General features: G+C 33.9%; 26 protein-coding genes and 1 pseudogene. All 27 read right to left on the bottom strand.

The annotated features are described in order from the left end of the window. The coding region (locus RS24_RS03560) for a hypothetical protein (protein WP_021776822.1) at positions 1-325 on the bottom strand (325 nt) is incomplete at its 3' end. Positions 326-347: 22 nt separating this feature from the next. Next, entirely contained in the window at positions 348-752 is a 405-nt protein-coding gene (locus RS24_RS03565) for a hypothetical protein (protein WP_021776823.1), read from the bottom strand. Further along, a complete protein-coding gene (locus RS24_RS03570) occupies positions 745-1,767 on the bottom strand; it encodes an N-acetylneuraminate synthase family protein (RefSeq protein WP_021776824.1) in 1,023 nt (340 codons plus the stop codon). The genes RS24_RS03565 and RS24_RS03570 overlap by 8 nt, the downstream gene beginning before the upstream one ends. A gap of 269 nt (positions 1,768-2,036) precedes the next feature. Continuing rightward, a complete protein-coding gene (locus tag RS24_RS03575; protein WP_021776825.1) occupies positions 2,037-2,957 on the bottom strand; it encodes a putative sugar O-methyltransferase in 921 nt (306 codons plus the stop codon). Positions 2,958-3,381: 424 nt separating this feature from the next. Continuing rightward, complete coding sequence (locus RS24_RS09690; RefSeq protein WP_021776826.1) at positions 3,382-4,749, bottom strand: glycosyltransferase family 2 protein; 1,368 nt, start codon at positions 4,747-4,749, stop codon at positions 3,382-3,384. A gap of 54 nt (positions 4,750-4,803) precedes the next feature. Next, positions 4,804-5,436, bottom strand: a complete 633-nt coding sequence (locus RS24_RS09695; RefSeq protein ID WP_021776827.1) for a cytidylyltransferase domain-containing protein — start codon at positions 5,434-5,436, stop codon at positions 4,804-4,806. A gap of 41 nt (positions 5,437-5,477) precedes the next feature. Then, positions 5,478-6,131, bottom strand: a complete 654-nt coding sequence (locus RS24_RS03590) for an HAD family hydrolase (RefSeq protein WP_021776828.1) — start codon at positions 6,129-6,131, stop codon at positions 5,478-5,480. A 90-nt stretch (positions 6,132-6,221) separates the two neighbouring features. Further along, positions 6,222-7,106 (bottom strand): NAD-dependent epimerase/dehydratase family protein, encoded by an 885-nt coding sequence (locus tag RS24_RS03595; RefSeq protein WP_021776829.1) that lies wholly within the window; start codon positions 7,104-7,106, stop codon positions 6,222-6,224. Between the two features lie 14 nt (positions 7,107-7,120). Beyond that, positions 7,121-8,101, bottom strand: coding sequence for a phosphoglycerate dehydrogenase (locus RS24_RS03600; RefSeq protein ID WP_021776830.1), 981 nt, complete (start codon positions 8,099-8,101; stop codon positions 7,121-7,123). A gap of 175 nt (positions 8,102-8,276) precedes the next feature. Further along, positions 8,277-9,269, bottom strand: coding sequence for a methyltransferase domain-containing protein (locus RS24_RS03605; protein ID WP_021776831.1), 993 nt, complete (start codon positions 9,267-9,269; stop codon positions 8,277-8,279). 18 nt (positions 9,270-9,287) lie between these two features. Next, positions 9,288-10,028, bottom strand: a complete 741-nt coding sequence (locus RS24_RS03610; protein WP_038300657.1) for a TylF/MycF/NovP-related O-methyltransferase — start codon at positions 10,026-10,028, stop codon at positions 9,288-9,290. A gap of 225 nt (positions 10,029-10,253) precedes the next feature. Beyond that, positions 10,254-11,729: a lipopolysaccharide biosynthesis protein gene (locus RS24_RS03615; RefSeq protein WP_021776833.1), complete on the bottom strand. Its 1,476-nt coding sequence runs from the start codon at positions 11,727-11,729 to the stop codon at positions 10,254-10,256. Between the two features lie 162 nt (positions 11,730-11,891). Then, complete coding sequence (locus tag RS24_RS03620; RefSeq protein ID WP_021776834.1) at positions 11,892-12,809, bottom strand: NAD-dependent epimerase/dehydratase family protein; 918 nt, start codon at positions 12,807-12,809, stop codon at positions 11,892-11,894. Continuing rightward, entirely contained in the window at positions 12,802-13,581 is a 780-nt protein-coding gene (locus RS24_RS03625; protein WP_021776835.1) for a 3-deoxy-manno-octulosonate cytidylyltransferase, read from the bottom strand. Before RS24_RS03625 ends, RS24_RS03620 begins: the two co-directional genes overlap by 8 nt. Before the next feature lie 4 nt (positions 13,582-13,585). Then, complete coding sequence (locus RS24_RS03630; protein WP_021776836.1) at positions 13,586-14,371, bottom strand: HpcH/HpaI aldolase family protein; 786 nt, start codon at positions 14,369-14,371, stop codon at positions 13,586-13,588. A 61-nt stretch (positions 14,372-14,432) separates the two neighbouring features. Then, the gene (locus RS24_RS03635; protein ID WP_131443724.1) at positions 14,433-15,443 is read right to left on the bottom strand and encodes a glycosyltransferase family 4 protein; all 1,011 of its coding nucleotides are present in this window, start codon (positions 15,441-15,443) and stop codon (positions 14,433-14,435) included. Continuing rightward, the gene (locus RS24_RS03640) at positions 15,410-15,709 is read right to left on the bottom strand and encodes a hypothetical protein (RefSeq protein ID WP_021776838.1); all 300 of its coding nucleotides are present in this window, start codon (positions 15,707-15,709) and stop codon (positions 15,410-15,412) included. Before RS24_RS03640 ends, RS24_RS03635 begins: the two co-directional genes overlap by 34 nt. Before the next feature lie 79 nt (positions 15,710-15,788). Then, the gene (locus RS24_RS09700; RefSeq protein ID WP_021776839.1) at positions 15,789-16,658 is read right to left on the bottom strand and encodes a sulfotransferase domain-containing protein; all 870 of its coding nucleotides are present in this window, start codon (positions 16,656-16,658) and stop codon (positions 15,789-15,791) included. Further along, positions 16,658-17,941, bottom strand: coding sequence for a hypothetical protein (locus RS24_RS03650; RefSeq protein ID WP_021776840.1), 1,284 nt, complete (start codon positions 17,939-17,941; stop codon positions 16,658-16,660). Before RS24_RS03650 ends, RS24_RS09700 begins: the two co-directional genes overlap by 1 nt. Before the next feature lie 134 nt (positions 17,942-18,075). Continuing rightward, a pseudogene (tviB, locus tag RS24_RS03655) lies at positions 18,076-19,409 on the bottom strand (Vi polysaccharide biosynthesis UDP-N-acetylglucosamine C-6 dehydrogenase TviB). Further along, positions 19,402-20,403 (bottom strand): NAD-dependent epimerase/dehydratase family protein, encoded by a 1,002-nt coding sequence (locus RS24_RS03660; RefSeq protein WP_021776843.1) that lies wholly within the window; start codon positions 20,401-20,403, stop codon positions 19,402-19,404. The pseudogene tviB and the gene RS24_RS03660 overlap by 8 nt, the downstream one beginning before the upstream one ends. A gap of 139 nt (positions 20,404-20,542) precedes the next feature. Further along, on the bottom strand, positions 20,543-21,673 hold the full coding sequence (locus RS24_RS03665) for a hypothetical protein (RefSeq protein ID WP_021776844.1): 1,131 nt from the start codon (positions 21,671-21,673) through the stop codon (positions 20,543-20,545). A 49-nt stretch (positions 21,674-21,722) separates the two neighbouring features. After that, entirely contained in the window at positions 21,723-22,232 is a 510-nt protein-coding gene (locus tag RS24_RS09705) for a glycosyltransferase (RefSeq protein ID WP_021776845.1), read from the bottom strand. Continuing rightward, a complete protein-coding gene (locus RS24_RS03675) occupies positions 22,229-22,699 on the bottom strand; it encodes a lysophospholipase (RefSeq protein WP_021776846.1) in 471 nt (156 codons plus the stop codon). Before RS24_RS03675 ends, RS24_RS09705 begins: the two co-directional genes overlap by 4 nt. 253 nt (positions 22,700-22,952) lie before the next feature. After that, entirely contained in the window at positions 22,953-23,618 is a 666-nt protein-coding gene (locus tag RS24_RS03680) for a sugar transferase (protein WP_021776847.1), read from the bottom strand. A 1-nt stretch (position 23,619) separates the two neighbouring features. After that, on the bottom strand, positions 23,620-24,798 hold the full coding sequence (locus RS24_RS03685) for a polysaccharide biosynthesis protein (RefSeq protein WP_021776848.1): 1,179 nt from the start codon (positions 24,796-24,798) through the stop codon (positions 23,620-23,622). Between the two features lie 229 nt (positions 24,799-25,027). After that, positions 25,028-25,260: glutamate synthase (locus RS24_RS10035; RefSeq protein WP_021776849.1), on the bottom strand; the 233-nt coding region annotated here is incomplete at its 5' end.

Genomic DNA, 25,260 nt, shown 5'->3' on the forward strand with positions numbered 1-25,260 from the left:
CAATTGATATATTGTTTTCCATTAATGTAAACTCAACATCACTTATCCCTTGTCCCGCTAACCACTGTCGGCGTTCTTCTATTTCATTTACGCTATGGCAAATAACTCTGTTATAATAAATAGGGGTGTTAAATTTTAATAATGGTGAATGTGGTAAGTAAATGACCTCCACTTTTTTGTTTAGAAAGAACTTCCCGGTTACATTTCCAAACGCACTAAGATCAGTATTTATAAATACTTTTTTTGCATTTATTCGCGTTACATTTAAAAAAAACTCAACAAAAAAAATATCACACAGGTAATCAAAGCATTTATTGTTATCCATTAAGATTTTTCTTATTTCAATTTTATGCAACTGAAGCCTTTTTTAGCAGATACCCATAGTAACGTATGAAGAGACTAAAATTCATAACCATTAAATTTTCATTAGTGGCCTGAATTTTAGAGCCTGGAAAGTGAATTATTTCCACTTGCTGATTATTTTTAAGTACTCTTTTTGCATTAAATAGCTGGTTGGTTGATGCCGTAAAACATATGGATTTTCCATCATATTTACCAAGTACTTGCTGCTTATCCCCATAACGTAAAGTTCCAATCAACAACTTTAAAAGATGAATAACAATTCTTGGTTTTCCAGTAATTTTTGGATAAGGAATCCGCTTAACTAATCTTGGTTCTTTTAAAACTAAAATAGCATATTGGTAGGCTAGGACTCTTAATTCAGACTCAGAATATTTAAAGCTTTCAATCATTTAAAATATCTGACCATTGCAAAATCTCTAGTGCGTTTATATCTCGAGCAAGTTTTTTGCCAATTAATTCGTAGTATTGTGATGCTGGTATTCCAGACAATGGCCTTAAAATAACTACATCCTCAGGTTTAATCGTTGCCCCTTTTGGAAGGTATTTATTTAAATATATTGATCTCCGAAAGGATTTGTCATGGCCATTTATTTTTTCAATTCCCAACAATGATTTTTCATACGATCCTTGAAGATCACGAACTTGATCAGAGAATTTAATAAGTTCTCTAAAATCGTCTGCTGTTTTGGAAACAATATGATCTCTAAAATCTGATTTAATAGACTTATCGGTAAAATGGGCTTCTATAGTCCTTGCACCCATCGCTATTGCGACTTGAATGGCAGTAGTACCAACAGTGTGATCAGAATACCCAACTTCGTAATTCGGGAATAAATTCTTATAGGTTCCCATTACATTCAAATTAGCATCTGAGAATTCAATTGGATACATAGATGTGCATTGTAAAATATGGTGATTTAAATTTCCTAAATCACAACTGCTATAAAATTTTTCAATCATGCTAACTGCTGCTTCAACTTCTTGAATATCAGCTATACCTGTAGATAAAATTATTGGCTTTTGATAAGAGGACAAAATTTCAAAAAATTTATAATTAGTTAAATCCCCTGATCCTACCTTTACAAAACGCATATAAGGAACAAGTTGACTCAGCATCTCTTCATTCCAAACCGATGCCATATAATCAACATTTCGCTTTAAACATATTTCAGCCAGTTCAATATGATCATCCAATGATAGCGTAAATCTGTTAAAATGTTTTACCCGATCTGGATCGACCAGCCTGTTTGCTATTCCATCACCGGTATAAGCCTGAAATTTTACCGCATCAACGCCACACTCTATCGCCTGATTTAACAAATCTTTGGCTAAACTAAAATCACCTTCGTGATTACCGCCTATTTCTGCGATAAAATAAACGCTCGTTTTATTCTCTGTATTCACTGTTGATCCTAAAAGTATTTTAAGCACTAAGAAGTTAACAAAGAATTTCTATCATATATTTGATAAACCGTATTCCAAAATTGACTTAATTAACTAGGCATTTGATTTAGGATTAATCTAAAGTCAAAGATATTACTTATTGATGGCTCTTGCTGATTAAACCTTAACCGGAGGGGATTTCTGATTTATTAACCGCAGTTAATACTATGGACTTCAGAATGAATTTTAATTTGTCGAATAAGAATTAATTATACCAGAGTCATTGAGGTTTATTTCTTAACCCAAATAGCCTCAAAATAACCACCGGTTTGAGAAAGTCTTTTATGTGCGTGCCAAGCATCCTGCTCGTCTAATAAATTATAATCTGAAAGAAAATTTTTGTAATCCCCAATAGTTATTGGGTTTATTACATGGGTTTCACCAGTTGTTTCTTTACCATGGCGCGCTTGAAGTAAGTATATCCACTTAGCCTTTCCCTTAATATATTTAAGATAGTTTTTAACAATCTCAGGCTCCATTTCACCAAAACTTGCGGCATTCCAAAAAACATCAAAATCAAAATTAATGAGTAGTGGAACTTTCCAACTTCCAAAAAAATGAACTTTCCCTTTTTGAACTCCTGATAAATCCTCCCATGTAAGAGTCTCATCAATCCCTACAATTTTATCTTCACCAAGTGCCTCAGAAAGATATTTTTCACATAAATATAACTGAGAAGGTAAATCGAAACATAATACTGTCATGTTGGGATATAATTTTTTTAAAACTTCAATCTGATAACCTGAGCCAGATCCAAGTTCTACAATGATTTCATTTCCTTTAAATGCAATATGCTTTTGGGCGAAACAATATCTCCGATAGTAACTTAGAAAAGGAACAGTATATTTTTTCCCATCAATCTCAAATAAATCCTTTGGACCACCAAATGAAGACACCTCAATATCGCTTATTGGGATTGAATTGGTAATTTCTGACATTAACTTACAGTGAAGATATGCCATTTCTTGAATATCTGATGTACTTAGTTTGTAGGGAAGTATTGACCTATCACCAATAATATATTTTTGAATAAATTTCAGAAGAAACTTTTTCCCAAAGGATAAGCTAGGGTGATATGTGTAAACGCCATCAATGAACCCGAAAGTTGAAAGTATCGGATATTTCCCTGAGCGTAATTGATTAAAATCCATATCGCGAATGACATTGATGATTTTTTTTCATATGAAGCCCAGTAATTTGCAACTTGAAACTCTTTTGGCGACTTTACATACTCTTCCAATAGGGCATCTAATTTTTTAATATCCATATGAAATCTTCTCTCTAGCTAAGGTATCAATTTTTGGTAAATCCATGCCTACCTAACATATTTGATTTTAAATTGTTAAGAGTCTGTCGGCAAATTTATTCCAGAGTGATAAAACTTCTATCAATTTTTTCATCTATAAGTAGTATATATTTTTATAGGTAGAATGCGTTATCACCAGAGAATGGTAAATTCTAGGATTGATTAATAGTAAGTATTTTTTTTTGTTAATTAAATACTTTTTCTGAAAGCTTAAAACATTCTTTTTACTCATATTAAATACAATTAAGCCTTTTGCCTAATTATATTTTTTACTCTTCTTCCGATATTATTGTCTGTGCAATAAAGTTTGCAACTTCTAAGTCTTCATGGGAACGTATTTCGAATGAGGATATTTTATCCACGATGACATGGCCCATCTTTTCAGATATAGAATTTATCTTATTTCCCAACAAATCTTTCCGAAATACAGACACACCACCCCGTCTTATATAGATGTCATCTCTTTCGTTTCTTACAAAGGTGTCAACCCAGGGTTTTAAACCAGTACCATCATGATAATAAAATATTGAGTTATCCATCATCACTGTGTCAACGGAAATACTGCCAAACAAAAACATAGAATAAATAGCGCTATCAATATAATTATGTCGGCTAAATGGGTAGTCTAATGTCAAAACCACAATATTTTTAGGCTCTTGTTCTATGTTATTTTCAAAATAATTTTCGATAGAATGGTTAATACTTGTTCCAGGCAAAGAAAATTTCTTATCACGTAGAGAGATATCAACCATTGGTTCGTTTTGAAATGTTTTAGAGATATCTGACGCAAGATCTGGACTGTCGACTAATATAATAATTTTATTAACTAATTCTGATTTTTTAGCTTTCTTAACGCCCCACTCCACAATTGTTTCATTCCCAAGACGCATCAATGCATATTCCTCTCCATTCAACAGCTGACTTCGGACAGGTATAAATGCGTATGTCTTTTCTTTTTTAAAACCACGTCTTTTTGCATGATTTTTATAGATACTGCCCTTTGTTGACAGAATCCTATTTTCATCAGTAGTTAAACTCTGCGAGTGTTTTCTGTAATAAAATAAGGGTTCGTTTACATTGAGAACATCATACTTTTCAGTCAAGCTAAGCCAAATATCCACACCATCTTGACACTTAAGAGTTTCATTATGGCCACCAACATTAAAGTAACATTCTTTTTTTATTAACGTACAAGCGCCATGTGCAGGCTTGTCGAGCATTGTAACATTATCAGAAAATTCGTGCCTCTTTATTTGTCTTAAAATGTTACCAAATTCGTCAACTTCAAAGTAGTCTGGAAAAACTAAAGCAGTGGTATTTGAGGTTTCAATTTTATTAACCAATTTCTCAATACAAGTTTCCTCCAACCAATCATCAGCATCCAACCTAACTACATAATCACCTTTTGCTATCGTAAAAGCTTTTATTATAGACTTAACTAATCCCATGTTTTGCTGTCTGATGACCGTTACCTGACTAGAAAATTCCTTTAATATCTCACCAGAATTGTCTGTTGATCCATCATCAATTACCAAAACTTCTATATCTTTATATGTTTGAGAAAGAACACTTTTTATGGCTTTTGAAAGATATCTTCCATAATTATAATTTAAAATATAAACAGTTACTTTAGACATAGGTTCATCTTATTAAATTTAGTGTAATGGTGTGAGGAAAGTAATTTTACAATCTTAGATTTTGAACAATCTCGCATAATCATCAATGGTATCAATACTTCTATCTTCACCTTCAACAGCAAAATCTTTGATTAATTGCACTTCAAAGTTCTCAAAAAAAGTCGGTATAACATGCTCGGCCTCGTAACTATTTAATTTCTTGTCGTCCACAGACAGTAAAGCGTTAGAAGTTATAACATCTACTGACAAACCCTTTGGGACATAGCGTGTTATTTGATCACCTTTAATTTCTCGAGTTGTCGTTAGCGCAGGATTACTTTGCAAATGTTTTTTTATGCAATGCTCTATTAGATAAAAGTTAATGAGAGGATTATCACCAGTTAGCCTAACTATATGCTTAAACCCAGTTTCTGAAGCAACCTTTTGGTAACGACTAAAAACATTTTCTTCATCACCACGGATAACATTGTAGCCTAAATGCTCAATATATTCAGTTAGCAAATCATCTATTGGAGAAGTTGAAGTCGCAATGCAGAGATATTTTTTATCAACGCCACAATTTATAAGCGACTTTATTAAATATCCAATAATTGTTGTTCCTCCGTAATATAGAAGAGCTTTACCAGGTAGTCTGGTGGATCCAAGTCTTGACTGAATTACAAAACCAACATCTTCGTTTTCAAACATTTTTAATTTTCCTGCTTAAGAAAAATCATATTTTAAATCTCTCATATCTCAAAATTACTTATAAAATGATCACAGTTGAGATGATTGGCCAGTAAATCCTTAATTTCTTTACCGACCCCCACAAATGGCACACCCATTTTTGAAGCGGCCTGCCAGTCTGCTAATGCATCTCCAAAAAAAATAAGTTCCGACGGAGTAACCTGGTGTTTTGTTAAAATAATACCAAGGTTGTCATATTTTGAGGTCGGTGAACCAAAAATATCGATAAAGTACTTAGCCATTTTCCGTTCAATGACAATTTGTTCTATTTCCAACTGGGGAGTCGCTGAAACAATTACACAGTCAATTTTTTCTTCATAAAGTTTTTGTAAAAAATCCTGAGCACCAGGTATCCAGTTTGACGAGATTACCTGAGTTACAACTAATTCCGAAAACTTTTGAGACATCCTTTCTATGTCCTTCAACTCTAATTTTTCCCCTAAGTAGGTTTCATGATAATACTTAAATTTTTTAAATCTTGACATTCCACCATTTTGTAAGTGGTGGCTTCGCACTTTTTTGACTATTGACGAACCATATTCTTCATACATTTGTTCGTAAGCTTTTGCTTTAATACCGACAGAGTCTACGAGCACCCCGTCGAAATCAAAAACGACAATTTTTTTATCAGAAATTAGATCAAATAGAGAGGGCACATTTAAACTTCATAAATTTTGCAAAAACGTTAAATACAATTATTAAAAAAGTATTTTCCTGAATTCATAAAGGTAAGAGTGTTTGAATAGTCAATTGTCATTTTCTATTTCAGAGGAAATTTCTTCGATAATGTCATACACTCCTTGTCCAATATCAATAAATTCATCAGGCACAAGTTTTTTTGCTGTTTTTGGCCGATAACGATATGGCGTCATAACATAATGATCATTATTACTTTCTTCATCTAAAAATACTACGTTTCTTTTAGCACCAGTAATTTCAAAAATTAAATCTATTAATTCGTTAGAATTCAGGATTTGTTGCCCAGTGACAGTAATTGCTTGATTCTTGTGCTTATTATCTAAAACATCAACACTTAATCTAGCTGCATCTAATACGTGAATATATTCTCTTCGTTCTTTTCCAGTACCATTATATTCTAGCTTACCACTACGAATTACTTGATTAATATACTTCCTTAAACCATTCCAATCCTGAGCCCTTGGGCCATATAATGACCCATACCGTAACAGAGTATAATCAACCTCAAATTTCTCACTATAACTTTCAATAATTATTTCAGATGCCTGTTTGCTTGCCCTGTAAAAAGAACCGTGTGGACTATGTACGTACATTGTAGAAGCGTATACGAAACGTTCTATACCCTCCTGCACTGCGGCTTCCATCGCAATAGTTGCACCTAGAACATTTTGATTAATTGTATCAAAAGGTCGCTGCCTAGCCTCACCAATATCAGCAATACCTCCAAAATGATAAAGGTATTTAGCTCCCTCCATAGTTTTGGCTAGAGCATCTAGGTCTAACATATCACCTGAAACAAAATCCTGCCCCTCTCTGAGCCATGCAGATTTTTCACGATCAAAGATAGTAACCTTATAACCACGTTTACTAAGCTCATCAGCAGTATGGCTCCCCATAAAACCAGAACCACCAATCACTATAACTCTGTCCATTGGATTAATGCTTTCTATAATTCATGTTGTTGTGAAATATATTCTATTTCCGGCACTTCGCTTTCTAATGCCTCACCATTTATGAATCTAACCGCCTCTTCAGTAGCTTCTATTTCCATACGAGTTCTACAATCAACGGACATAGATCCCATATGAGCAGTTAATATGCAATTTTCTAATTTAGTAAGGTTTCCAGAATAGGGTTCATCATTAAAAACATCGATTGCCGCTCCATTTAAATGGCCTGACTTCATTACTTCGTAAAGATCATTTTCATTAACAATACCCCCTCTACTCGTGTTAATGATAACAGCGTCGGGTTTCATCATCAAAAGTTGTTTGGATTTGATCATATCCTTAGTAGATGTTGTGAGAGGTAAGTGGAGAGATATAGCATCGGCTTCTCGATAAATTGTTTCTTTATCAACCCATTCTAACTTGAACTTTCTGCTCAGCTCATGATTTGGAGATAAATCATTGACTAATAATCTTGGTGTTCCGAAAGCCCTCGTCCTATTTAATACTCGCGTGCCAATTCGGCCTACTCCAATTACTCCTATTGTTGAGTCAGCAATTCTTTTTCCAAAATATCTATGCCAAAGACCATTATGCATTTGTAAATTAGACACATGAACAGATCTAAGTAGTGTAATTAACAACCCCATCGTCAACTCTGCAACAGCAGGTGCTGGAGCATCCGGGGTATATGATACTTTTACCCCTCTGTTTCTTGCTGCTATCAAATCTACGCTATCGAGCCCTATACCTACTCTTGAAATCATTTTCAGTTTAGATGCTTTTTCTAGGACCGCTTCAGTTATTGGCTCAGTTCCTGCAATGATAATATCATAATCATGAACCATCTCCATCAGATCGCCTTCAGTCAGCTTCCGATTAAGTGGATTGATTACATATTCAACTTTTGTACCCTGAAGCATTTCAAGTGGGAGAGTGTTCTTTTCACCAAAAGGTACAGTTGTAATAAGAACTTTCATAGCCACTCCCCCAGGGTAAAAAAATAGTCTTTAAAATTTCAAATGAATATTATGGCAATACATTGATTTTAATATTTTGTTAATAGACATTGATTCTACAGAAGAAAAAGAACTGATAACTAATTTGATTGATTTCCGCTTAGTTTTTAATTTTAACCACATGCAAATTTAATAATTAACGAGTAATTATAATTGAGTATTCTTCATCTAGCACGGGTATTCCGTCAAATATAGGGAAAGCTCGTTTAGCTTTTTCAGAGTAGAAGTAATTATCCAGCATTTTCATTTCTGATTTAGTAATCGGACACACAAAAGGTATATTTTTATTTTTTGAGGTAGATGCATTATTTTTACTAATTTTGTAACAAGCTGTGTGATTAAGAGGATTTGCACTGTTTCTCATTAAATAAGGAGAATGAACAGTAATATTACTCTTCTTATTTAAAAAAGCTGGTATGCCCCTTACATAGTCATTATTTAACATCTTTAGTTTTTGAGTTAACGAACCTAGTTCGTAAGATGGTTCAAATAAATATACATAATTCTTAGAAACTCTTAATATTTCATCGAGCGCATCTTGATAGATATGCGGCATTTGCTCGAGTGTGTGACGTGTCACTACCAAGTCAAAAGAATTATCTGGGAAGGGAAGTTTAGTCGCATTAGCCTTAGCTACCACTGGGTGTTTATCGTGTCTTTTTTTAAATTCTTCTAAACCGTGCCTAATGCGATTAAGAGATAAATCTACACCAAAACATTCTATATTCGGACCAAAGCATTGATAAATGTCCTCTAAAGTTGTTAGTTCTCCAACACCAACTTCAAGAACAGTCTGAAATTTACATTCAGAAAGTTTATCGCGTATTTCTAATCTAATCTCACGCATATTGTCGATGCTTGAAATTTCTTGAATTTCACCATTAACAACTGAATAACGCAATTTGTGAGAGTAGTAGTTATCTTGTATGTAGGCACCAGCAATTTCATCGTACTGCATTTCTACGACCTTGCTGGTTCTACGTAATCCTTTTAATCGTTTAACGGGTATCGATAAGATAGAGATGATTAATGTAGTGTATTTTTTTGATTTCCAGGTACCCTTTTTAGCGCCCATAACCCTTACAATGAGCGGAATGATAATTTGTTTGAAAAATTTACTTACTGACATCGATATTTCTCTAACAATCTAGACACATTCAATGTTGGAAGTTTGATTTTCACAATTAATTTTAACAATAAATAGGGCTGTCCTAGTGTCGCAATTGTAATAGTGCTGCAGCGTAATTTGCGGATTAGACTTAAGCCAATCTAATACTGCCCCTTGAACACCTGTGCTTGATATCCCCTTATTCCTAAACCAATCATCAAAAATCAAAACCGATCCAGTTTTAAGATAGGGAGTTATAAAATTAAGAACATCAACGCTTGACTCGTAAATATCGCAGTCAATGTAAGCCACTGCAATTTGTCTCAAATTAAGCGCATCGGCTGCTTCTTTATTTAAACTCTCATTAAACCAACCTTTGGTTATAGTTACTCGGTCCATATCCAGCCCAGCATCAGAAATTCTATTGCGAAACAATTCTTCAGTTGCACTGTAATTACCTGCAAAGTATTGAATTGGATTTGAAACATTTTTGGTTTCGGGTAAACCTTCGAAACTGTCGAAAGCATGAAATTTCATATCAACAAACATGTTTTTTTCGCCGGTTGCTTTCACACCAACATTATAAAATGTATTACTGTAATTATTGATTTGATTGTATGCCTCGATAAAACTATTGCCTTTCCAAACACCAAATTCCAGATAATCGCCTTCAATTTGATTTTTTACTATATAAGCAGCAGCCCATCTAAAAGCATTAGTATCGTGCCATATTTGTCTAGAGATATGTGGTTGCAAAACGCTTGGTTCAACAATTAACAATGTTAGAACTTTTCTTATTGGCCGAACGAAAAACTTTATCAATTGCCGTAATCTATACATATCCAGTCCATCAATATTGCTTGGAGTACTATTTCGAATGGAAATCATGTAACAGATATGGTTTTGTTTATCGAGTAAATTTTCAAAACAATTTTTAAAAAATTAATTATAATTACACACATAAGAAGATATTATAAAATGAGTGATAATAACTTCTTAAAAGAGCTACTTAGTAACAACATCACCTGTTTTGCTTAAATTTAAAAATGTAAGAACGTAAGTCCATGCATCTACAGGCCTTATTAACAGGGCACTGATATAAGTGACTAGACAAAAGATAATTCCAATAATCGCACTGATTATGCTGTTTTCATCAAAATATTTTATAGTATAGATATTTATAAAATATCCTGTGATGAGCATTAAAATCCCATAAACGAGCAGTCGATTGATTTGTGAAAGATAACTTGAAAAACTTATTTCCAAGAATCGAACGGTTGTCATCATACTCGTAATAAATAATAGAAATGAGGCTATCAGCATACTTATTGCCACCCAAAACACGCCGAATTGTGAGGAAATCGCACACCCCAGTATTGTAATAGGGAGATAAGCTAAGTAGATTCTAAACAACAATATAGGTCGACCCGAAGACTTCAGAACCACTACATCACCTCTATGGAAAGACAAAAACAAAATGATAATACCAAAAACAGGCGTTAGCTTTGCTAATTCAAGCCATTTCTCTCCTAGCACAAATAAAACTAAAGGATCTGAGAAAAGTAGAAATATCACGCTAAGAGGAATATATAACAACGCAAAAGTTTGGATTAATTTTAAATAGAGTAGCCTTGTTCTCTCTTTCTCGCTTGAGATAGAAGAAAGTGCAGAATATACAACAGATGCAAAAGATCCATTTAACAGTTTAACTGGCTGTCTCATCAACGTATGTGTTTGTGAATAAACCCCGGCTAAATGGTTCCCCAAAAAGAAGGCAACAGTAAATATTTCTAATCTTCGCTGTAAATGGTAGAGAAGCTGGGTGAGTGTTAAATATAAACTAAAATTGTAAATTTTTTTAATATGAGCAAAAATTAATTTTAAAGCAGGCAACTTTTTAACGTTTATTATAATTATAGATGTATAAATAAGCTCAGCAGTCACATTCATAAAAACAAGACTCCATACACCATAGCCTGAAACAGCCATGAAAATACCTATGGACGAACTAATAATGCGAGAAACAACCTGAGCAATTGCAATTGGCTTGAAACGCATCTCTTTTTCTAATTGTGCTTGAAATGTTATTGTCACTCCACTTACGAGGATGTTTAACGACATAATGTAAATAATTGTTTCAACAATAGCTTCATCGTATATATCGGCAACAATTGAAGCTGTAAGAATTAAAACCAACCAAACAAATAAACTAAGTAAAATATTTAACCAAAATATTGAGCTAATAAATTCTTGAGTATTATTCTTTTCACGAATGATGGCATCTTTTGTACCTAGATCAACAAATACAAGGCTGATACCAGTGAACACAGCCGCCATGGCGACCAATCCAAAATCTCCCGGATTTAACAATCTCGCCATTAATAATGTTACTAAAAATGATGTAAGCGATACACCGAACCTATTTAACACCGTCCAGCGAAGTCCGCTTAATAGTTTATAACGAAAGTTTTTATTGCTCATATTTTCTCGTTAATTTTAAAGGCATCATAACATTGGTTCATAGTCTTCTACAAAAGCTCTTATTAAAATAAATCCTCACCAAGAAAAAATATTCTCAGTCAGACCTTAGAGGAATAATTTTAAAATTATTTAGGTTGCCTAGCGGTCCTCATTGTTGATTTACTAAAGGTAAGAATTAACCATCGACTTTATTCCATCATGTAAATCGACTTTTTTCCATTCACCCAAAACATCATTCATCAAAGATATATCAGCATAAATCCCATGAATATCGCCGGGGGTACCGCCCTCATAATTAACGGTGATATTCTCTTTTTGAGTTGATACCATCGTCTCAACAATTTCACTTACAAGGGTTTTCTTTCCTGTAGCGATGTTAATAGCAAGACCCTTGCTTTTTTCAATATTTAGGCAACGAATAAATGCTTCTACAACATCATCTACGTGGATAAAATCACGATATCTATCTGGTGAGCCTTTAACATGTATATGTTTGTTTTTTAGCATTTGAGCTAAAAAAATACTTACCATCCCCTGCTTGAGATTCTTCATATTTTGTCCAGGGCCATAGACATTAAAGAGTCTTAAACTTGTACTATGAACACCATATTGCTGATAAATTCTTAAGTAATTTTCACTTGCTAATTTAGCTACGCCGTAAAAGGACTCCGGCTTACAATTTTCATCTTCATTAATTGGACAATCTGGTTTAACGCCATAAACAGACATCGTGCTTGCGAATATGAGACGTTTACAACCAATCTTCATTGAATATTTGAGCAACAGTAAAGTGGACTCTGCATTAGTCTTTATATCATATATCGGGTCATCAAAGCTTATCTCACCAGAGCTTTGACCGGCAATATGAAAGATTGCATCAAAGGATAAGTTAGCGATCTTGTCATAGACATTTAAGTCTCCGCAATCGCCGTTAATAAATGTAACTCCATCAGGAATATTACTTTGATAACCGGTACTCAGGTTATCAATAGTAACAACCTCATCTCCATTACTAATTAGACGTTTAGCAAGTGCAGAGCCGATAAATCCAGCGACACCTGTGACAAGATATCTACCCATCTCGATCAACATATTTTGACATTAATGAGTCACCGATCATTTTTTTTTCAATAAGCACACGTTCTTCTTCTGTGTCTACACTGTAAGACTTTACATCAGTCATCACCATATGAACTTTATCTCCATTTTCAATGATGCGCATCATGTCAACAGACTCAATTACTTCCAATTCAGTCTCACTCAATTGATTAAAACTTAGGAGAAAGTCACGTTTGAAAGGTATAATACAGACCTGTTTGAGCATTGGAACATCTTCAACACCCTTCTTTCTTGAAGGAATAGGCTCTCGAGAAAAATAGATTGCATCGCTTTTTTTATCGACAACAACTTTTACCTCATCCGGACTTTCAAATTCGGCAACAGTATCCATTTTAGACATTAGATTAACTACATTTATAGATGGATCGTCTTTAAACGGTTTGAGAGATTGGCTTATCATTCCAGGTGTTACCATCGGTTCATCCCCCTGAACCATTACGACAATATCAACTTCCTGACCCATGATTTTTTCGATTTTGAGCATGGCTTCTGCTGTACGGTCAGTTGCACGTTCATGAGTGTGTGACGTCATTATAGCCTTTCCACCAATTGAATTGATGTAGTCATATATTTCCTCATCACATGTCGCAACATAGGTCTCAATCAATTCTTCACACATTTTTGTACGAAAGTAACAATGACCAATCATGGGTACCCCATGTATTTTTGCGAGAGGCTTTCCAGGAAATCGAGACGATCCCATGCGAGCAGGAATAACAGCTATAGACTTCATAATTTTATTTTTTCATCTCCGAGAAATAATTTAATCCAGCTCTGCAAGCTACATCTATCATTCTGATATCAAGACTATAAGCTAGGAAGTGAAAACCATCTTCCAAGTGGACTTCTAATTGTTTTGGGTCAGGTTCAATAATATGAATGCCGCCAGTCATGTTCATATCTTTGGCCACAGCCTTTATACGTTTCATTGCATCAATAAATTTCGGATGAGTAAATTCTCCAGGAATACCCATAGAAGCTGATAAATCATATGGGCCTATTATAAAGGCATCAATATTATCGACAGCAAAAATAGCCTCAAGATTATTTACTGCATCAATATGTTCAATTTGGACGATTATAACCGACTCTTCTTCTAACCATTTTTTATATGAGTCAAAACCCGAACCATACCCCTGGGCGCGAGCCAAACCAACACCTCGTTTCCCATTAGGCGGATATCTTACTGCCTCTAAAGCTTTATGAGCATCTTCTGGCGAATTAACCATTGGCACAATTATACCAGTCGCACCAGCGTCCATTACGCGTTTAATTTGGTTTTGATCATTCGATGTAAGACGCACTAGTGGTGATACACCAGCCATACTTATTATTCGTATTAAATTTTCTGCCTCTTGAATAGTTATAACGCTATGCTCTAGATCCACGACAAGCCAATCAAAACCAGCTTTCGCTGCGATTTCTGCAATGGCAGGATGGGCGAGTGTTATCCAAGAACCTAGTGTTATCTCATTAGCAGCAAGTTGGGCTTTAAGAGTATTTTTTGATTTTTTTAACGCCATTTAAACTAATTTTCAGCTAATTGAGAGTTATGTAGATTACTTGCGATTATCTTTGTTAATTCTATAGGATTTTGTGAGTTACGCTAGAGGAAGAATTTTGATTTAGGTGATTTAGTATATTTTGCACATTCAATGACCAATCGAGTTCCTTCTCGGCCTTTTGTCTTGCCGCTTTTCCAAGTTTCTTTCTTAACTCAGGCTTTTTTGCCAATTCAACTATTTTATCCACGAAATCATCAATATTGCCCTGTTCACACAAAAAACCATCTACACCATCTGTAATTGCGAAATTAACCTCCCCAACATTAGTAGCTATAGTTGCTTTTCCCATGGATAAGTATTCTAAATGTTTAATTGAACAATTATGAGGCCACTTACCATGAAAATTAAAATGCGAAACCAATATATCACAGGAATTAAGTGTTGATGGCATCTGACTAAATGGTACTTGATAAAGAATTATCGTTGAGTCTTTGAGAGAGTATTCATTGGTTTTAATCTGTAGCTCTAGTTCTTTCTCCTTATTCCCAACGATAAAAAGGAATTTCAAATTGCCAATTTGCGCTAATGCTTTTGAATAGATTTTACACAATTCATCAATATCGTTATACCATCGAAAACTTGATGCCATACCAACTAATATGTCGTCGTCTGCTAGCATGAATTCATCTAAAATATCGTTTTTGCTCAATGAAGGCTGAAACATTTTTGTATTGACGCCATTATAGTTGACTATCATTTTTTCATGATAATTACTGTCTACAAATTCTGTAATCCAATTTGCTCTTAATGTACTATCTACAGTAATCAAAGTTGCAGCATCATACTGCTTAATCTCTGCGACTGGCACCTTCACGAGGCGTCTGTCTTCAGGCCAATCAAGGGTATCCTTATTATTGAATGGCCCCATACTGAGTGGCTTATTAACCTCTAACACCAAATTCAAATTCTTATCCTGAAGTATATTTGTTATTGCGCCACCGTTATAGGATGATCGCATGTAACAAAAATCATAATCAGTATTTTTTACTAATAAATTTACTTTTTTTTCATAGAAATTTGGAACAACCAATTATCTATTTTTTTGAAAACTTTACCAATGAAGCCTTTAAAGTTAATTGGAGTCATCATTCGAAGGGTTCGAAGAGGATAATATATTATTTTTATTTTATCATTTTCTGTATCGATTGAAGGAATCAATGAGTCAGTGACAATTTCAACACAATAACCTTGTTGGACAAAACCCATAATAACCCCGCTAGCAGAGCTGATATTCCCCCCAACTGGACTGCGCGAATAGGAGAAAGGATTTGAGACAATATATAGAATTTTTTTCATTTATTATTATCTCATAAAACTCGATGGCAATGCGATAGCTTGATACGTAAATATTTACACATAATTATTGAGACTCTACTTACGACCAAGCATTGCTCGTTTCGTAACCAAGTTCAACTAATAGGTCACTTATAGCTGAGCGAAATAACTGCTTATCTTCAAATGTAAAAACATCGCTCCATCCTCCAATTTTGCCTTTTCTAAAGGTGCCTGATGTTCCAAAAGAATTTTTGGCAATATTGAGTATACTGGCATCATCAAAATTTTCGGATAATTCAAGGTGAGTACACAAAGATTTAATACAAGAAATTTGGTTTTTAGTTTCGCCACCACCCTTTAGACCCACCAAATCTTCAAACCTTATAGTTAAATTATGAGGCTGTTTTTGCCATTGCAGCATTGAATTGTACATGCTTGCAACACTACTCATATGCCCGAATGTATTTTCGTACCCGAATAATATTGCTTCCAACCTTTCACTATCAGTGGTTAGTTGTCCAAAAAAATACTTATGTGCATGATGCTGTGGCCTTGTTTTAACATGATTAATCATAGATAGGGCCATATCCCTTGGATCTCTTATAATTGTTATCGTTTTGGTTATATATCTATCAATTAGCTCATTACTTTCATCACTGTAAGGTATGTGGCCGATTATATATTCTCTCTCTGCAATCTTTGAAAACAAGCTTTCTATAACTTTTGGCCTTGCTAATCTAGGTGAAGCAACGCTTACCAAGATTGTCTTTTTTTGATTTAATGAAGTAATGTTACTTAAATCTTTGGCAGATCGCCAATTTATCCCTGCTAATTGAGATCTGCGGAAATAAGGTTTGACTGAGTAAAATCGATTTCTGATTATACTTTGATTGTAACCAAAGGAATTTAATATAGTTGTAACTAAATGCGTTCCCGAGTGCGGTATAGTATTTACCAATGCGTTATTCATTACTTATCCGATATGTTTAATCCATACGAAAGATTTTTTTCTTTAATTTTTTCATAATATTTTAGAGGAACATTATAAGGTTTATTACCGGCATAGATAATCTCCCTAAGCATATCGTCAACCCCCGGTAGCGTTGGGGTTTTGTTATTCATGTGAAGGTCCTCCAATAACTTCTTTATCTCTGAAAAGCCATTTGGGCAGTGGGCTGCCTGATAATACTCATACATTGTATGATTTGAATTTAAATATGTTGGATAAATAACGTGTTTATCTTGTAACATAGCCTCAATACCAATTGAGCCGCCAATTACAATTACACAATCAGCCCAGTCTATCAAAGCAGGTGAATGTACTTCGTTTCCATACCAGCCTATTAAAGCATCGCCTAATACACTTCCAGAATTTTCCTTATTAAAATACTCTTTTCCTGCTCTGGTGGCGTCTTTAACCGCAAGAGATATAAAATTAAAATGAGAAAGTTCTTTGAGTGCATCCATTACTAATTCATTATGCACGTTGTAGTCTTTCTGAAATTGCATAAATACAACTTTTAGCTTTCCGTCTTCAACTACATCGGGAATGAATTTGGGACAAATATCCTTATTAGTTTTTGCCCAGTCGGGATAAAAACGAGTGCTTCCCCATGCCTGCGTTTTTACAGGATTAAGGCCCCACTTTATCCAACCGTCTCTACGTATTGGGTTTTGGAGAATAAAATAATCGAACAGATCACGATCTTGTTGGTCGACTAAATTACCCTTCATTATCATTTTTCGATATCCGGTATTAACATCCGAATTTATAAAAATATTGCATCCGTGAGGTATAGCAATTGTAGTCAACCCTATACCGGTTGCAGCCAAAAAATATTTTTCAAGAACCTCACCCTTATCAAATGGGGTGGACCATTCAAAAACACATGTTGAAATATTGTTACTATGTAGAAAATCTAATTGCTTAGATGCGTTATAAAATAACTTTCTGTGTAGTTTCCCAATCAATCCTCTTCTATTTCTTTTTAAAGAATAAAACTTACTTAATATTTTGGATAAAATTGTCCCACGTTTACTGGCATTGATAAAATCAAAATCAATGTCTTTAAAAATCTCGAAAACACCAAGAGTTTTCAAATAAACAATTCTGTAATCATTTTCTAATTCAATATCTGAAGTTACAACTATTATAGGGTTTTCATTCTTTTTTATAAACTCAGCTATAACAGGCACAAAATGATCCACATCATTATAGGCTCTTATAAAAAACGCTACTCTATCTTGGCTCACGATCTTTCAAGTCCTTTCAAATTTTTTAGATGCTCAATATCTGTATAGTAATTATTTAAGATAAGTAAGAACTCAGGACTAAATCCTTTTAATAATATTCCTAGAGATCAAAATTTTCAGTGATAACGATTTACTTAAAGACGTAAATCGCTGTCCTCAGATGAGAAAATGTTTTTAACATCATAAAAAACGAAATTCTCTTTTCCGAGGGCTTTTACTTCCTCCAGCCTCATTGTTTTGAATTGTTCATGCGCGACCGCAATAATAATTGCATCATACTTATAATAATTTACCGAATTATCTGCCCCTGCGACTAAAGTTGAAGGGAGATTTTTTAAAAGTTTAATATTGTATTCCTTAAGCGCAGCATCTTTGTCAACCCATGGATCATAGACATCAACTTTAATATTATGTTCTTTGAGTTCATCTACAATATCTATGACACGAGTGTTTCTTAAGTCTGGACAATCTTCTTTAAAAGAAAACCCCATAACCAGCACTCGGCTTCCATCTATCGGGATATGTTTTTTTAGCATAGCTTTAATGAGTTCTGACACGATATAAGAACCCATTCCATCGTTAATGCGACGACCAGCTAAAATCATTTCTGGATGATGACCAACTGCCTGAGCTTTGTGTGTCAAATAGTATGGGTCAACTCCAATGCAATGACCACCAACCAAGCCAGGTCGGAAAGGTATAAAATTCCATTTTGTTCCCGCAGCCTCAAGAATTTGCAGGGTATCTAGATCAAGTTTATTAAAAAGGATTGCCAGCTCATTAATTAGCGCAATGTTGACATCTCTTTGGGTGTTTTCAATTACTTTGGCCGCCTCAGCTACCTTAATACTTGAAACTTTGTGTGTGCCGGCTGTGATAATAGTTTTGTACAGATTATCTATAAATTCTGTAGCTTCTGATGTAGACCCTGAAGTAATTTTTTTATTGTAGTTAAGCTATGCTCTTTGTCCCCCGGGTTAATGCGCTCCGGGCTGTAACCAACATAAAAATCCAAATTATACTTTAACCCAGACACATCCTCCAACTCTGGAATACAGTCTTCCTCAGTACACCCCGGATAAACTGTTGACTCATATATAACCGTATCGCCGCGTTTCAGCACCTTACCTACTGTCTTGCTTGCATCCAATAATGCTCTTAAATCAGGCCGCTTATTTTCATCTATTGGTGTTGGAACAGTAACTATGTAAACATTGCAATTAGAAATTTCGTCTAATTTGCTGGTAAATTTTAGCTTTTCTGAATTGATAATTTCATCTTGATTTACTTCGAGAGTAGCATCATCCCCCTTCAGCAATTGCTGTATCCTAATTTCACTTATGTCATATCCAACCACAGAACAAAACTTCCCAAACTCAACAGCAAGAGGTAATCCAACATAACCGAGACCAATCACACACACTTTTGTTTTTTGAAGAGAAAATCTTTTTAACTTAGACTCATGCATTGTAATACCCACGATACCAATCGACAAAAGAGGCAACACCTTCGTAAAAATCTGTTTGAGGACGATAACCAGTCAAGCTTTGAAGCAGAGAAGAATCTGCCCATGTTGCTGGTACATCACCCATCTGCATAGGCATATAATTTCTAATCGCTTTCATCCCAAGCTTTTCTTCTATAGCCTCAATAAAGTCCATAAGTTTTACGCTCTGAGAATTTCCGATATTTACAACACGATAAGGCGCTACTGGAGATAAACTATCGGAACTGTTTATTGGCTCCCCCCTGATTGGTACCGCATTAATCAAGAGCATAATTGCTCGAACTAAATCGGTCACAAACGTAAAGTCTCGGTGCATTTCACCATTGTTATAAATATCTATAGGTTGATTGTTCAAAATACCTTTAGTGAACTTAAAAAGTGCCATGTCGGGTCTACCCCATGGCCCATAAACTGTGAAAAACCTAAACATCGTGGTTGGAATGTCATACAGATGTGAATAGGAGTGAGCCATACTTTCTGTGGCTTTCTTTGTAGCGGCATATATTGTTAGTGGTGTATCGGTTTGCTGAGTTTCATTGAAAGGCATATCGACGTTTGCACCATAAACAGACGAAGTAGAGGCTAAAAGAAGATGGTTAACATTTAATCGTCTAGCAGCTTCAATAACGTTAAAGGTCCCCATAACGTTAGAGTCAATATAAGCTCTTGGTTTTTCGAGACTGTAACGAACTCCTGCTTGAGCGGCTAAATGAACCACCACCGATGGCTTAAACTCATTAAATGCTGAGTCTAACAAATCCTGATTTTCAAGCATACCAATAGTACTACTGAAATTGTTTGATCTACCAAGCATCTTATGTCTTTCTCTCTTAAGATTTACGTCATAGTAATCTGTGAGCCCATCAAAACCGTGAACTAAAAACCCTTCAGATAATAAAAGTTTGGCAAGATGGTATCCAATGAAACCAGCTGTTCCAGTTATTAAAATTTTCATTACAAATGAAATCCTTGATAGTGTATAATTTTAATAAGTTAAAATTGGCAAAAAATCGTCTCTAATAATGACTTAAGACAAGTTATTGCTTAACGGATATTATCTTTTTTAAATAGTGTAAAACTTTTATCTCTGAAATTTATCCCCCTACTGAACCGGATATTTTTCTATTTGCACTTAATATAAATAACAAGGCGATAACAAAATAAATATTACCAAAACCAGATACGGATAAGCCATTCAGTAGACCAATAAAAAATAAAGCGACTGCGTTATGAAATGGGAATAATTTTGTTAAGGCAAAAAACCAAAAATAGAAAATTAACAATCCAAAAACAAAACCAAAATCAACTAACAATCTGATCGACGTAAAATTAATGACCCTACTAAAACAAATATATTGCTCACCATCAAAACTAACCTTTTCGGTCATATAGCTAAGTGAGTGACATACTCCACTTTGTAACGGACTGATTTGGAAATTCCCAAATAAAATATTAAGCAGGCTCGTATCATAAAATTTCAAAAGATTAGTAAGAAAAAAGACACGATCAATGCTTAATAAAGTTTCAAAAAAGTTTACATAAATAAAATAAGAAAAAAGAATGAAAGAAATAAAGATTAGAAATTTAAGAATTAAATTCTGACGATAGGTATACAATATTATTGGCAAAAGAATTAAACTTGCTATTCCACTTTTACTTCCACTCATTAAAATAATCAAAATTAAAATAGTTGAAAAAACTAGACTTTTTTGTTTTAGGCAAAATAATAAAGCCAGTGGGATTACGAGCTCAAAATTATTTTCATGAAAAAAAAACGGTCGTTGATTTAAACTGAGAACAAGTGAAGCTAAATATTTTAAAAACATGAGCACACAAGTGATTTTCATAATTTGTGTAGCAAGGTTTGATGGTATGGAAGGAAACCCTGCTTTGCTCAAGCTGTAAAAGAGAAAGGTAAATATAATTAGAGGCTTAGTTGCTATGAGCACTTCATAGGGTGGAACCTGATTAACTAAAGATACAAAAGTAAATAATAATAATATTAATAATGATAGGAAAGCCGGAGTTGATATAAATCTGAAAACTGAATTCTTTTCTATATTCCAAACCAGCACTGCAACTATAAATAAGATGTTAAAAAGAAATGATAAATCAATATTCTCATATTTCTGGAACCCATAAAAGCTGAGTGGCCAGGCAATTAAAAACACACCCATTGTTACAAGGGTAAATGTGAGAGAAGAGTTCTTAAGAGAATATTTCATTAATTAGACCAATAATTACGATTAAATCATGTGGTAACTACTTTAATTTTTACATTGCAGCTCGTTGATTTAATACTTCTTCAATTTTATCCATTAAAACTAAAGTTAATTCGCCATTAAAAAGCTTACTAGCTAAAATTTTACATTCTAAGTCTCTGGTAGTTTCTAAAACAAAGTCCTCTGGTAAGCTTAAAATCAAATTTTCTTTTTTCAATAAATCAAATAGCTCTAATTGGTGATTATCATTATGCTCTTTGAACTTAGCTAGTCTGGGCAGAACATATGGGCGATGACCCAACTTTATAGAATTAAAAATGGCACCAGTACCTGCATGACAAATCAATATATCAGCTGTTGATATTGAAACCTCAAAAAATTCTTTGTTCATAAATGGAATAGCTTTGAAATTTTTTGGAAAATTTTCACTTACAGCAGTATTAGTTATATATCCCTGATAAGTTACCTCGCAGTGGTTATTTTGCCTTGCATAACAAATAGCAAGATCCAACAATCTTTTGAATTCTATTTCTTGCGTGCCAGAATGAACAAAGACTTTCATAATTTATAGAGCGTCCCTACATATTCTGCTTTATGGTACATTTCTGCCAAACGCCTTGACTGAACGTAAAATTTATTGGCTATTAAATAGAATAACTTACCAGTAATTGTTAGTTCATTTTGTTTGGCGATTGTTTCAACAAATAAAATTTTCTTTCGACATATAAAGCACATTAATCCAGGTATTACTGAAGTAATTCCACCCGTCGATATCATTAGATCGCACGATTTAACTGTTCGTATTATTTGAAAAAGATAAGTGATATTTTTTAATAAAAATAAGAATCTATTTGATATAACTTTCGGCAAAATCAAGGTTTCTATATTATTCTTATTTTTGAATTCAAGAACGTCAGGCGCATCTTCAGATATCATCCTGAAGCTATTTGATGGTAAATAGGATATGAGTTGTTGCATCTGGGTGAAATGACCACCAGCAGAAAAACATAGAAGAATTCTCTTTTTCATTCAGTTTATCCCGGAAAAAATCTCATCAAAATATTATAACTGATACTTCATTGATTGAGGGTTTCATCTTCTCGATAAGTTTTAAAAAACATTAAATAAATCATCCATTAAAAATATCATAGGTATACTATGGAATGATAATAAATGGGTTGTTGATTGAAAATATCAGTATCTGATAATTGGGAGAAAAGAATACAGCTAGTTTAAAACCTAAAGGTGTATTTTGCTTATAGGCCAATTCAAGAAGTAGATTTTATAAATAATCAGAAATCTGCCCCCCTGGATTTGGCAAGGAAGAAAAAACTTTCCAAACAATTTTATTTTTAGGAAAAACGACTGCTAATGCCGTTAATAGAATTAGTAGAAAATATTTGGTCAAACTTTTGTTATTCACGTACCAAACTTCAAGCTCTTCCTTATACGGTCCAATAACTTTCCTATGAAAGATTTTGGGTTCAGAAGTCTGAGCAAGAATTGACTCTTCATCTCTGAATATAACAGACCCAATACCGCTTAACCCAGGTCGAACACTAGTTATAACTTCAACACCCTCAACAGAATAATATTTATATGCGTCAACAGTGAGTGGTCTTGGTCCTATAATACTCATATCCCCTTTGAGAATATTTATTATCTGGGGTAATTCGTTTATTTTTGAGGCTCTTAAAAAACGTCCGACTGGTAATACTCGTGGATCATTATCGACTGTTATAGTTCCAGCACCTGTAAAGGGACTATTTTTTTTCATTGTAGCAAATTTAATAACAAAAAATGGGATGTTATTTTGACCAACTCGCTCTTGTAAATAGAAAACTTCTCCCTCACCTGTAAATTTTAATAGAAGGCTGACAAAAATTAGAAGAGGCGACAAAATTACTATAACGGATAATGAAAACAGAATATCAAAAAACCTAATCATTCTACATTTTCTCATCTAAATACTTATTTTTTTCTTCATGTTTGAAGTTGGGAACTAGCTTCTGAAAAATTTGAACAATGTCACCCTTTTTCCAGCTTGCACTATTCCGCCAATCCTCCACAGACTTAATAAATTCTTCTAAATCGTCGCCTGAATAGTTGGGCTCATTTGAAATAACCCCGACATCTTTATATTTTTCCCAGTCAACTTTATCGGTTGATGTGTAAAATTCTTCGGCAGGTTTCTCACCAGTAGTATCACTTTCAAAAAAATAACAGGGCCATTTATTATCTTTAATAATACTTACATTTTTTCTTGCCTCCGCTTCAGAGCCAAAAGGTATGGCCTCGAAGCCCTGTGAAGCTAAAAACTTAACGGCAATATCTTTAAAGGATGTACCATGTTCTTCAATTGTCAATTTTGGGAAAAAAATATCTCTATTTTTTCCCATTATACACGAGAATAAACACAGCAAACCTGCTTCATCGAGTGTAACAAAAAATCTTTGAACATCGTGAGGAGCTGAAAGGGGCTGTTTCGCCTCAATGCGTTTCTTGAAACCATATAACAAGGAACCCTCAGAAAAAGCTACATTAGCGAACCTAGCAAAACTTATATTTTGAGTGAGACTGCATTTAAGTAAAAATAATTCCATAATACGCTTACTAGCTCCCATTATATTCTCAGGGTTTGCAGCTTTATCTGTAGATACGCAAAAATAATTTTTACTTTTCCATCTTTCTGCAAAATGGGCCAGTTTAACAGCGTTAAAAATATTCACATCAATCATTCTTGATATACTAAACGGATTACTCTCACTTCTAACGTGCTTAAGAGCCGAGAAATTTAAAATGTAATCATATTCTCCACTTTCGCTACCTAAAGCGTCAAACTCTAAACTATTTACATCTAACGCAAAACTTCTGAGTTTAGTTGTTGTATTATCTATTGAACTTCTCAAATATCTAATTGTCTCAACCAAATTATTTTCACTAATATCAACTAGCACCAACTCACTTGGCTCAAATTTAAATATTTGACTTGCCGTAGACCTGCCAATACTTCCACCTCCGCCTACAACTAAAATCCGAGAATTCTTTATTTTAGAAGAAAATTCAGATTTATGAATTTCATAATCTTTGATGAATAAAGGCCCAGACCTATTAATTATTTCGAACATTTTGCACTTTTCTATAAAATTATGGCCCTGAATAGTAATTAATAAACCATAGTTTATTTTGAGACTAAATTAAATATGGATGAGGGTTTTATATAAAGAGAATTTATTTATTCTGCTTTTAATTTAGTGAATTATAAGGATATACATATATCTTGCGCTTTATATCAAGTAATTCAAACAAATATTTCTTAAATTTCAAATTAACTCGTTAGAACTATCATCTTTAAACCTAAGATTTCCCAAAAGACTCTGCTCTAATTTTTTTTAAAAATAATAAACGACAAAAAATTTTAATAATTATAGGCGGAAAGCAAAAAGATCGTAAACTGTGACCAGATTGATTTGCGATAAGCTCAAAAATTTCTGATGTTGAAATATCTTTTTTTTCCTTGAAAACTCTAATTGTCGATTTTTTAGAATTATCCAATATCAGACTCTGAATACCCTCACACAGCGTGTCAA

The organism is Candidatus Micropelagos thuwalensis (assembly GCF_000469155.1).
GTDB lineage: Bacteria > Pseudomonadota > Alphaproteobacteria > RS24 > RS24 > Micropelagius > Micropelagius thuwalensis.

Bases quoted from the DNA above. Each gene is read 5' to 3' on its own strand.
- RS24_RS09705 (WP_021776845.1), bottom strand. From the start codon at position 22,232: ATGAAAGTCTTTGTTCATTCTGGCACGCAAGAAATAGAATTCAAAAGA.
- RS24_RS03680 (WP_021776847.1), bottom strand. From the start codon at position 23,618: ATGATTAGGTTTTTTGATATTCTGTTTTCATTATCCGTTATAGTAATT.
- RS24_RS03625 (WP_021776835.1), bottom strand. From the start codon at position 13,581: ATGAAGTCTATAGCTGTTATTCCTGCTCGCATGGGATCGTCTCGATTT.
- RS24_RS03660 (WP_021776843.1), bottom strand. From the start codon at position 20,403: ATGAAAATTTTAATAACTGGAACAGCTGGTTTCATTGGATACCATCTT.
- RS24_RS09695 (WP_021776827.1), bottom strand. From the start codon at position 5,436: ATGTTTGAAAACGAAGATGTTGGTTTTGTAATTCAGTCAAGACTTGGA.
- RS24_RS03575 (WP_021776825.1), bottom strand. From the start codon at position 2,957: ATGGATTTTAATCAATTACGCTCAGGGAAATATCCGATACTTTCAACT.
- RS24_RS03595 (WP_021776829.1), bottom strand. From the start codon at position 7,106: ATGGACAGAGTTATAGTGATTGGTGGTTCTGGTTTTATGGGGAGCCAT.
- RS24_RS03615 (WP_021776833.1), bottom strand. From the start codon at position 11,729: ATGAGCAATAAAAACTTTCGTTATAAACTATTAAGCGGACTTCGCTGG.
- RS24_RS09700 (WP_021776839.1), bottom strand. From the start codon at position 16,658: ATGAATAACGCATTGGTAAATACTATACCGCACTCGGGAACGCATTTA.
- RS24_RS03685 (WP_021776848.1), bottom strand. From the start codon at position 24,798: ATGTTCGAAATAATTAATAGGTCTGGGCCTTTATTCATCAAAGATTAT.
- RS24_RS03640 (WP_021776838.1), bottom strand. From the start codon at position 15,709: ATGAAAAAAATTCTATATATTGTCTCAAATCCTTTCTCCTATTCGCGC.
- RS24_RS03565 (WP_021776823.1), bottom strand. From the start codon at position 752: ATGATTGAAAGCTTTAAATATTCTGAGTCTGAATTAAGAGTCCTAGCC.
- RS24_RS03600 (WP_021776830.1), bottom strand. From the start codon at position 8,101: ATGAAAGTTCTTATTACAACTGTACCTTTTGGTGAAAAGAACACTCTC.
- RS24_RS09690 (WP_021776826.1), bottom strand. From the start codon at position 4,749: ATGTCTAAAGTAACTGTTTATATTTTAAATTATAATTATGGAAGATAT.
- RS24_RS03620 (WP_021776834.1), bottom strand. From the start codon at position 12,809: ATGGGTAGATATCTTGTCACAGGTGTCGCTGGATTTATCGGCTCTGCA.
- RS24_RS03675 (WP_021776846.1), bottom strand. From the start codon at position 22,699: ATGAAAAAGAGAATTCTTCTATGTTTTTCTGCTGGTGGTCATTTCACC.
- RS24_RS03665 (WP_021776844.1), bottom strand. From the start codon at position 21,673: ATGAAATATTCTCTTAAGAACTCTTCTCTCACATTTACCCTTGTAACA.
- RS24_RS03605 (WP_021776831.1), bottom strand. From the start codon at position 9,269: ATGTCAGTAAGTAAATTTTTCAAACAAATTATCATTCCGCTCATTGTA.
- RS24_RS03630 (WP_021776836.1), bottom strand. From the start codon at position 14,371: ATGGCGTTAAAAAAATCAAAAAATACTCTTAAAGCCCAACTTGCTGCT.